This window comes from Candidatus Desulfolinea nitratireducens (assembly GCF_982879505.1).
Genome location: NZ_CEYOSI010000012.1, coordinates 19,969 through 29,968, shown reverse-complemented (window position 1 = coordinate 29,968; position 10,000 = coordinate 19,969). Strand labels below are relative to the sequence as shown.

At 47.8% G+C, this 10,000-nt stretch carries 9 protein-coding genes; 5 read left to right on the top strand and 4 right to left on the bottom strand.

What is annotated here, in order from left to right; all coding sequences use genetic code 11:
• Positions 1-73: 73 nt before the first annotated feature.
• Entirely contained in the window at positions 74-400 is a 327-nt protein-coding gene (locus tag AC3DOM_RS02110; RefSeq protein WP_487917372.1) for an ArsR/SmtB family transcription factor, read from the bottom strand.
• A 164-nt stretch (positions 401-564) separates the two neighbouring features.
• On the opposite strand from AC3DOM_RS02110, the gene AC3DOM_RS02105 reads away from it, so the two are divergent.
• From AC3DOM_RS02105 to AC3DOM_RS02090, 4 genes are read left to right on the top strand one after another with little or no spacing between them, the layout of a single operon-like run.
• On the top strand, positions 565-1,458 hold the full coding sequence (locus AC3DOM_RS02105) for a hypothetical protein (RefSeq protein ID WP_487917371.1): 894 nt from the start codon (positions 565-567) through the stop codon (positions 1,456-1,458).
• 17 nt (positions 1,459-1,475) lie between these two features.
• Positions 1,476-3,374: an FHA domain-containing protein gene (locus tag AC3DOM_RS02100; RefSeq protein WP_487917370.1), complete on the top strand. Its 1,899-nt coding sequence runs from the start codon at positions 1,476-1,478 to the stop codon at positions 3,372-3,374.
• Entirely contained in the window at positions 3,371-4,447 is a 1,077-nt protein-coding gene (locus tag AC3DOM_RS02095; RefSeq protein ID WP_487917369.1) for a PP2C family protein-serine/threonine phosphatase, read from the top strand. The genes AC3DOM_RS02100 and AC3DOM_RS02095 overlap by 4 nt, the downstream gene beginning before the upstream one ends.
• Before the next feature lie 35 nt (positions 4,448-4,482).
• Entirely contained in the window at positions 4,483-6,333 is a 1,851-nt protein-coding gene (locus AC3DOM_RS02090) for a hypothetical protein (protein ID WP_487917368.1), read from the top strand.
• Between the two features lie 24 nt (positions 6,334-6,357).
• Here the strand turns inward: AC3DOM_RS02090 and AC3DOM_RS02085 are convergent, their stop codons facing one another.
• The 3 genes from AC3DOM_RS02085 to def all read right to left on the bottom strand — a co-directional run bounded on the left by AC3DOM_RS02085 (position 6,358) and on the right by def (position 8,706).
• On the bottom strand, positions 6,358-6,711 hold the full coding sequence (locus AC3DOM_RS02085) for a cupin domain-containing protein (RefSeq protein WP_487917367.1): 354 nt from the start codon (positions 6,709-6,711) through the stop codon (positions 6,358-6,360).
• 29 nt (positions 6,712-6,740) lie between these two features.
• Positions 6,741-7,946 carry a DNA replication/repair protein RecF gene (gene recF / locus AC3DOM_RS02080; protein WP_487917366.1) on the bottom strand — a complete coding sequence of 402 codons (1,206 nt, stop codon included), beginning with the start codon at positions 7,944-7,946 and terminating at the stop codon, positions 6,741-6,743.
• A gap of 235 nt (positions 7,947-8,181) precedes the next feature.
• The gene (def, locus tag AC3DOM_RS02075; RefSeq protein ID WP_487917365.1) at positions 8,182-8,706 is read right to left on the bottom strand and encodes a peptide deformylase; all 525 of its coding nucleotides are present in this window, start codon (positions 8,704-8,706) and stop codon (positions 8,182-8,184) included.
• 134 nt (positions 8,707-8,840) lie between these two features.
• On the opposite strand from def, the gene dnaN reads away from it, so the two are divergent.
• Entirely contained in the window at positions 8,841-9,974 is a 1,134-nt protein-coding gene (gene dnaN, locus AC3DOM_RS02070) for a DNA polymerase III subunit beta (RefSeq protein WP_487917364.1), read from the top strand.
• The last annotated feature ends 26 nt before the right edge of the window (positions 9,975-10,000 follow it).

Genomic DNA, 10,000 nt, shown 5'->3' with positions numbered 1-10,000 from the left:
ATTTTTTACCTTATCCTTTACTTTATACGAATAAAAATTTGATTGGGGGATATTCCTGATTCTCAAAACCTTTCTATTTATTCTGAATGGTCTTCAAATAGGCATCCAGTCTGTCAAAACTGTCTTCCCAGTTCTGACGATACTGCTCCACCCAATCGGAGGCCTCCTTGAGCGGCGCAGCCTGCAATTTGGCTGGACGCCATTGGGCTTCACGTCCGCGCACGATCAGGCCGGCGCGCTCCAGCACTTTGAGATGCTTGGAGACCGCGGGCATGGTCATATCAAAGGGCTCCGCCAACTGCGTCACGGACATTTCACCGCGCGCCAACATGGCCAAAATTTGGCGGCGGGTAGGATCGGCTAAAGCTGCGAAGGTGATGCTTAGGGTGTCAGTTGGCATTGCTTTCCCTTGTATATTACCACTTGGTTATATAACTATTTGGTAATATACGTGATTTGAGAAAAACTGTCAAGCCCCAATAAGAATCAGCCAAGTAGACCGAATCAAGTCTCTCGTGTATGATATAACAGGTAAACTACCCGTCACGTTTAATGGAAGTAATAATGAATTATAGTGATATTCTCACCGTATCCTGGAAGCGACTCGTGCAAGAAAAGGTTTTACTCTTATTTGGCCTGATCCCGATTTTGCCAATTTTGCTTCTTTTTTCCGGTCTGACCGTCTGGGGGTTGGCCATCTCGGAGTCTCAACTACATGATTTTTTAAATTCCCTCGATCAGCCAGTACCACCCGTAGGATTTTTTGTCGTTATTGGCTTCATATTCCTGGCCAGCATCATATCCGCCCTGCTGACACCGCTGGGCTGGACAGCCATCGCCAAAGGCACCGTAGATCTGGATACCGGAAAATCTGGCCTGACCTTTAACTCCTTACTCTCTGATACGATGCCCTTTTTGGGGCGCGCATTCGGAATTCTGCTCCTGATCTGGTTTGGCTATTTCTTTCTTTTTGGCGGAATAATGTTCCTAATGGCCATGTTCGGGATTCTCACAGCCGGTCTTGGCTTCCTGTGTATGCTCCCGCTGATGCTGCTGATCTATCCGTTGATGCTTGTTATCATGGCAGGGGTATTTATGAGTATAGCAGCCGTCCCTGCTGAAGACCTGCCCTTTGGAGAGACACTTCAACTGGTTTGGGATTTGCTCAAATCTAATTTCTGGCCTTTGATGCTGATGTCCTTCATCCTTTACATGTTCCAGATGGTAGTCGGTTTTATTTCTGCCATCCCCATGTTCATTGGACAGTTTTTATTCCCCTTCTTGCTAAGCACAAATCCCTCCAGTGATCTGGGTATATTTCGCATTTTCGCTGGATTTTTCCTAATTGTGATGATCCTGTCTTTTCTCGGATCGGCTGTCAGCATGACCTATAACCAGGTTGCCTGGACAGTCACATATCTGAACCTTGGCAGGCAAACACCTGAAACCCCAAAATAAGATACAATAATCGGAATATGCGTAAAGTCTTTTTATCGATTCTCTTTGCGACTCTACTCCTCGCAGGTGGATTTCACGTCCTCGCGCAGGAAGCTGCGAGAGCAGAGATCATCAAAGTGGATCCAGGTTCCTTCCCAACGATTATCGCTCTATTGGACGTATACGATTCACAGGGTAAATTTCTTTCCGGTTTAGATGCAGCAAACGTAACCGTACTGGAGAATGGGCAACCACTTCCACTAAGCGAACTCACCGAAGAAGAGGTGGGGGTCCAATTAGTTGTTGCCATTAACCCCGGCCCGCCAATGGCCGTACGCGACAAACTTGGTATCTCCCGGTATGAACGCGTGGCCGAGGTACTGCGCCTGTGGGCAGAAGCCCGCCCCCTCGAACCACAAGACTCGATGAGTCTCGTCGCCACAACAGGGCCTCTCCTCGTTGGGGCCACACCAAGCGAATGGCATAATTCTTTCGTCTCTTTCCAGCCTGATACCCGCGCCGCAGTGCCAGGTTTAGAATCCTTATCCCTTGCTTTAGACGTTCTCGAAGGGCAACAAGATTCACAAGCGGGAATGAAACACAGTATTCTCTTCCTTACGCCACATCTTCCTGATCAATCCACAGTTGATCAATTGGAAAATTTAGCACAACGCGCCGCAACCCTTGGTGCGAGAGTCAATATCTGGCTGATCGATTCAGATGACTATTTCGCCCACTTCAGTGCAACATCTCTGAAATCTCTGGCCTTCCAAACCGGAGGAGACTTCTTTGCCTACTCAGGGGTAGAACCATTACCTGACCCCGAAAACTATTTTTCCCCTCTCCGCCATCTTTACACCTTAAAATATGCATCGCAATTAGCTACAGGAGGCACTCATACCCTGGCAGCGCGCGTGCAATTTGACGAACTTGATCTCATTTCTTCCGATCAAAGTTTTTCCCTTGATATCCAGCCACCCAATCCGATGCTCATCTCTCCCCCATCGCAAATCGTACGTCAGGCACCTGAAGACGATCCCTATAATACTGATTTATTGCAACCTACAGAGCAAGTTATTGAGATTTTAATTGAATTTCCCGACGAACATCCACGCCCCATAACGTATGCCGCACTTTTTGTAGATGATGAAAAGGTCTCAGAAATCACCGCGCCTCCTTTCGACAAATTTCAATGGAATATTAGCGAATATCTCAGCAACGGCGAACACTCCCTGCGGATCGAAGTGGAGGATTCTCTTGGATTAGTCAAGACAAGTCTGGGTGTTCCAGTCACTCTGACAGTTGTTCAGCCCCCCACAGGGACACTCGCCTTTTTTGGACGGAATAGTACAAACCTGACGATTGGCGTGATCGCGTTAGCCGGAATTTTACTTGCCCTAATTCTTTTGGTCGGAGGAAGACGCGGATTATTCACCTTTGCTATTGCGCGACGAGAGGCGAAAAAAGCATCCTTCGATCCACTGACACAACCTGTTCCTGCAACAGTCGATGATGAGAAAAGAAATCAACAATTAACCACTCCAAGTTGGGGACGACGCCCTAAACGGGTAAAAGCCTCAGCTTATCTGGCACGGCTCAATGGAGAAGAAAAACCCGCTGCCGAAAAACGGATTCCGTTGACTGGCGAAGAAATAACCTTTGGCACTGACCCCGTCAAGGCTGCGTACGTCCTCGACGATCCTTCCATCTCCCCGGTCCACGCCCGGTTACATCCCGGAGAAGACGGGCACTTTGTCATTTCAGATCAAGATTCGGTCGCTGGCACATGGGTCAACTTTGAACCGGTTAGCAGTGAAGGGGCAATATTGGCACATGGAGACTTGATCCACTTCGGAACACTGCGCTATCAATTTATCCTGGAAAAAGCTCCTGCAAAAAAGAACCCAGAAATCAGCATTGAGGAGAGGCTATCGTGATTCCTTCTGAGCGAGCGCATCTTTTTGTTGCTGCCTTGAGTCACAAGGGGATGAAAGAGGGGAAGAATAATGAGGATCGCTATGCAATCTCTTCCTATTTTTCAGGAAAGGATAATGCTACGCCTGTTCTTTTCGCGATTGTTTCAGATGGAATCGGTGGTCATCAAGCCGGAGAAGTTGCTGCTGAAATGGTGGTGGATTATGTCAGCCAGGCAATCGCAGAGAGTAATACCCAGGAACCAACAGAGATCATTAGGAAGGCAGTGGAGGGAGCCAATCAAGCTGTTGCGAACCTTGCGAAAGAAGATTCAGAGAAGCAGGGCATGGGTGCTACCGTGGTTTGCGTTTGGGTGATTGGGAACAGGCTTTTTGCCGGGGCCGTGGGGGATTCGCGTTTATATCTGATGCGTGGGGCCGCGATACAGCAGTTGACCACCGATCATACCTGGATCCAGGAGGCTTTAGACACAGGTATTTTGACCCCTGAGCAGGCGCATGAACATCCCAATGCCCATGTAATTCGTCAATATGTCGGATCAATAAACCCTCCTGAAGTAGATTTCAGACTTCGTTTGCCCTCTGCTAAAAACAGCGAAGCAAAAAAAAGCAATCAGGGCTTTCGCCTGAAAAGAGGGGATGCTTTGCTCCTGTGCACTGATGGATTGACCGATCTGGTCCGGAACGATGAGATTCTGGACATTGTCCGTACATCAAGCGATCTTGATTCTGCTGCAGAAAGGTTAATTAACACAGCCAATCAACGAGGCGGACACGACAATAGCACAGTTATTTTATTATCGGTGCCCGAAAATATTAAGAAACTCAAAAAGGAGTTTCCATTGCCACTGATTATCGGTGGGGTGATAGCGTTTTTGATAGCGATTTCTGCATTGATAGGGTTTATCTGGTCTATAGGAAAACCGCCTGTCACGCCCACGGTTATCGCTCCTCCCGGTTCAACCCTCGCTGCAACGACAACTGCAAATACCCCAACCCTTCTTCCAACCGAAACGCCAACACCACATCCTACACTGGGGGCGACTTATACCGCATGGCCGACAAACGAACCGTAATCCAAGTTGGGGACTATTTAAATACCTGAATTACCATGAAAACAAATAAATTGTTGTACAACTACCTTTTAAGTCTGGTTGTTGCCATCGCTCTCTTTACCTTGCTTCTGCTCACCCCTATCCCTTATTCATTTACAGCTTTCTTTTGGTATTATTCTCCCCTCTTGTTTTTTATTGTATTTACGATTTATGCTCTCAGTTTTCAATTAGATAATTATTGGGGATGGCTGCTGGGGCTTGGCGTTACAATGGTTCTTTTTGCCTTGGCACTCTCGTATATGTGGAATTCTGGTTACTCTGACAACAAGGTCATCGGAGGGATTCTGCCTTACAGAGATGCCTATCACTATTACAACGGCGCTCGTCTGATGCTTGATGGGCGCACACTCCCCGAATACACAGTTCAGGCTGCTGGACGCCCTCTTTTCCCTGGCTTCATCGCTTCTTTATTGTTGCTCACAGGTAAAAATTTACAAATCAGCATAGCTGTTCTCGTCGGTCTGATGGGATTTACCAGCTATCTATCTGCCCACAATTTGCGCGCTGCCTTTGGCCCGCTGCCCGCTGCTCTCTATCTTAGTTTTTCCTTCCTCTATGCTCAATCCCAGATTGGATTTCTCCACACAGAATTGCTTGGCTTGATTTTAGGGAATTTGGGTTTCATTCTGATCTGGCAATCAGCTCAACAACGAAATCTTAAAAAGTTAATCTTTGCGATCTTTATTTTAATGACCGCTGTCAGTGCACGCGCGGGCGCTTTCCTCATCTTTCCTTTGCTGGCTTTTTGGGCAGGATGGGTTTTTCGAGGAGAAGCACGTTTCTCCTGGAGGAGTTTTGGGATTACCTCCCTGGTTGTAATCCTTTCTTATCTCAGTGTTAACACACTCTATTCCCGCATCTTTGTAGAGCCAGGCAGCTATACCTTTGGAAACTTCGCCTATACCCTTTACGGACAAATCCATGGGGGGACAGGCTGGAATCGTGCCATTCAAGATCTAGCCACAAGAGATCCTGTGATTATCATGGATTCCGCGATCCAATTTTTTAAGGCACATCCAACGAGCTTGCTCATCGGCATAGCAAAATCCTATCGTGATTTTTTCATTCGTGGCGATATGGGCATTTTCAGCTTTTTCGGCCCAAAAACCGTCTGGCTCGATCTCATTCTTTGGATAGCGAGTGTCATTCTGCTAATTATTGGACTGCTCCGCACCATCAAAAATATCAAAAATCCGATATCGTCTCTTATTCTTGCAGGCTTTATCGGAATTTTTCTCTCCATCCCCTTTCTGCCTCCTATTGATGGAGGTAGGCGCTTCTACGCAAGTACAATGCCCTTCTTCTTTGCGCTGATTGCATTAACGCTATCTTCCACCAAAAAAGAAGGGATAAAAGTGATCAGCGACAAGCAAATCGTGACCGCCCCCCTGGCTGGCTTGATCGCGTTGATGACGCTAATCATGCCCTTCTTCATCCTCCAATTTACCACCACCCCGGAAATAGCCTCACCCTCCTGCCCTGTTAACCAGGTCCCATACGCCATTCGTCTTGACCCAAATTCCTATCTTGATATCGCTCCCGAGCAAGAGATTCACTGTGGCAATGTCCCATATATCTGTTTTGATGATTTTTCTCAAAATAGCACAGAAAAAAAGACCAATCTCCTTTACCAGGAGTTAGTTAATCAAGCCAGGTTAGAAGAGGGTACATTAAGGATCTTAGTCGCGAATAATCTCGTTCCACGGAAAAGTCTTCACTTCTTTATTAGTCCCGCAGATCTACTTACACTCATCCCGCCAAGGGCGATAATCTCAGGCTGCGCGACGAAGCTTATTATAAAAAGTTTTCCAACTATCTACAAAATAGAAAGCGTCGCTTTTCCCTGATTCAAATAAAGGGCCCTTTGATATTCAATCCAAAATCTCGATCTTGTCTGGGAGATTTGGCACTGAGCAAATAAAGGCAAATGGCTCATCACCAATACTCTCATACGAATGTGGCACCCCAGCGGGAATAAAGACCACATTATCCTTCTCCACCTCGTAGACCTCGTCTCCTATCGTGATGCGGGCCCGCCCGCTCAAGACAAGCTGTTCATGTTCCACTTCGTTGGTGTGTTTTGGCATTCCGCCACCGGGCTGAATTTCAAAGCGGCGCATTGCGAAATTAGGCCCTTCATCTGACGAGATCAAAACCTGCATCGTTGTTTTGCTACCAGCTTTAACTTCAACCACATTTGCATCCGCAAATTTTCTGACAGACATATTTTCTCCTTCGATTCTATCTAAAAAGATCAGCTATTTCGCACCGTCCCCTTTTGCACTTCCCAGACGCTTGCCCTTTGAATAAATTCTTCCGTAAAAAACTGACTATCCGTTGTGGTGAGCAAGGCCTGCTCACTTTTTCCCAAATATTGTAATAAATCTTGCCTACGCTGCGAATCCAGCTCAGCCATGACCTCATCCAGCAAAATGACGGGCCATTCGCCAGACCGATTCTTCATCCAATCCACCTCGGCCAACTTGAGCGAGAGCAAGGCCGTGCGGATCTGCCCACGTGACCCATAATGACCCAGATCTGTCCCGCTTGCCATGAATCTCAGTTCATCGCGATGCGGGCCTATGGTTGTCACACCGCGAGCGATCTCCTCGCTACGCAAGGCTATCAAACGCTCGGCAAAAGCTTGTTTAATGGGATCAAGTTCAAATCCGGAGCGATCCGTCTCCGTTTCCATCTTCAAGGCAAATTGTTTTTGTGGTGTTGCCAAGGGATCGAAGGCTGGTTGATAGGCTAATCGGAGCACCTCTGATCCGTGCGTCAATTCTCGATGGATGCGTGCCGCCAGCGTTTCCAACTCCTGAATGGCTTGAATCCGCCAAAGGATCAACCGCGCACCCCGATCTGTTACCGTTTCATCCCAAAATGCGAGTTGGTCGGGGTCTCCGCCGCGCTCTGATAACTGCTTGAGCAAGGCGTTGCGCTGCGACACCGCCTGCGCATATTCGCTCAGGGTATGCGCATAAGCCGGGATGATTTGCGCCAGGGTCTGATTAAGATAACGACGACGTTCATCCGGGCCGCCCTCAATGATCTGCGACATTTGCGGGACAAATAGCACCGCGTTGAAGTGACCGACAGCCTCGTTTGCTGAACGCTTGACTCCATCTAATAATATCTCTTTGCGGAGACGTTTTCCGTTAACACCGACTGGTTCATAGATCAGCCGCACCTCCAAACGATGGCTGGCGCCTCCGCTTTTATAGTCCGCAACGATGCGCCCAACGGTAAGTTCCTTGCTGCGTGCGGATATGAAGTTGATCAATTGCCGATCTGAATTTGTTTGGAATGACGTGAAGGCCGCCAAAAAATAGATCGCTTCGAGAATGCTGGTCTTACCTTGCGCATTACTGCCGACCAGCAAAACAGACCCTCGTGGAATATCCATATCCAGGCGGGCAAAATTACGGAAGTTGGTCAGGGAAAGGTGGGTCAGGTGCATAAGAGGTGATGAGTGAAATGTGATTCGTGAAGCGTAAACAAAAATTTACTGGTCTTAGAGTGATTGTGTTGGATCGGAGTGCGCCGCACCCGACTTTTGCTTTGATTCCCTTTAATCAGGCGATATTCAAGCGATGAACCAATCTCGTTAATGCAGATGCGACTCACTTTTCGGCAAATCATCACACTAAAAGCCAAAGAACCGAATTACTTTTCACGCTTCACGCCTTCGCGTATTAAACATTATCTACATAATCTTCTTCGGGTTGCCAGATACTCTCGGCAAGGTCGGTAAACAAGACACCGGTTAAGTGATCGATCTCATGCTGAAAAATGCGTGCCACCCAACCATTGAGTTTCAGCTTGATCTTCTGTCCATTCCGGTTTTTTCCCTTTACCACGATGGATGTGGAGCGTTCCACATCCCCAACGATGCCAGGGACAGAGAGACAACCTTCCACACCCATCACTTTCTCGCTGGACATGCGTGCTATCTCGGGGTTTACGACCACATATAATTTTGGCGGGGGAGCTTCATCTTCCTCGTTTTCCTCGTTCTCTTTCGCCTCGGCAAACTCGATCACCACCACCTGCTCAAGAACGCCGATCTGTGGGGCAGCAAGCCCAACGCCGGGAGCGTCACGCATGGTCTCGACCATATCGTCGATCAATGTTCGAAGATTATCATCAAATTTTTTTACTTCTCGTGCCTTGCGTCGTAAAACTTCATCTGGCACGGTTATTATTTTTCTTAAAGCCATCTGCTCACCTTTAAAAATTTGTTTTCACCAGAAAGATTTTACCCGATTTTGTGGGGCCATGCTTGCAAGAAGCTAGGGAGTTTAATGATATACTTTTGAAAATCCATCCATAATAATTCACAAAGAGGTCAGGCATGAAAGTAACCGTCCTTCAAGAAAATTTGGCCCGCGGTTTAGGGGTCGTTTCCCGTGCTGTTTCCCCACGGAGTACGCTCCCGGTTCTGGCAAATGTGTTGATCGCCAGCGACGAGGGACGTTTACGACTCTCTGCTACAAATCTGGAGTTGGGAATTACTGCCTGGATTCCTGCAAAGGTTGAAACAGAAGGTTCAACGACGGCTCCGTCACGCACATTTTCAGATCTGGTAAATGCCTTGCCCGGCGATCAGGCAATACTAAATCTTGATAGTGGCACGCAAACACTGAATATTCGAAGTGGTGCCTCCATCAATAATATAAAGTGTATTGACTCACAGGAATTTCCTCCACTGACCACTCCGGATATGGATGGGGCGATCCACTTGAATGTCATTGATTTCAAAGAGATGATCCAGCAAGTCGTATTTGCAGCATCCACAGATGAAGCTCGCCCTGTTTTGATGGGTGTTTTGGTCACAGTAAATGGCGACCAAATCGTGATGGCCTCAGCTGATGGATTTCGTTTATCGGTACGCAAGGCAACCCTCTCATCACCAATTGCAGAGCCTATCAATGCGATCATCCCGGCCCGCGCTCTCAGCGAATTAGCGCGGATTGCCGGGGATGGCACTGAGACAATCTCTATGGTTGTTCCCAAAGGCCGCGGGCAGGTAATCTTCCGCGTAAAAGATGCAGAATTGGTTTCGCAATTAATTGATGGCACCTTCCCTGATTATGAGCAGATCATCCCACGCTCATACAAATCCCGAACACTGGTTTCAACCGCGGCGTTGCTAAAAGCCTGCAAGCAGGCAGAAATCTTCGCCCGCGATGGGACGAATGTTGCCCGCTTTGAGATTAAAGCTGCTGCCAATGATATGGAACCTAGCGAGGTGGAAATCTCCGCACAATCGGAGGAAACTGGTTCAAATGAGACCATTGTCGAAGCAACAGTAGATGGGATTGGTTTGCTGATCGCATTCAATGTCAAGTTCCTTCGTGAGGTCCTGGAAATCACAAAGACGCCGAATGTGGCGCTTGAGACCTCTGCGCCGAACGCACCTGGTGTGATCCGCCCGGTTGGAGATGATGACTTTACCCACGTCATTATGCCTATGCACCTGGGATAATTTCCGGTTTGAAGGTTTACAAACCC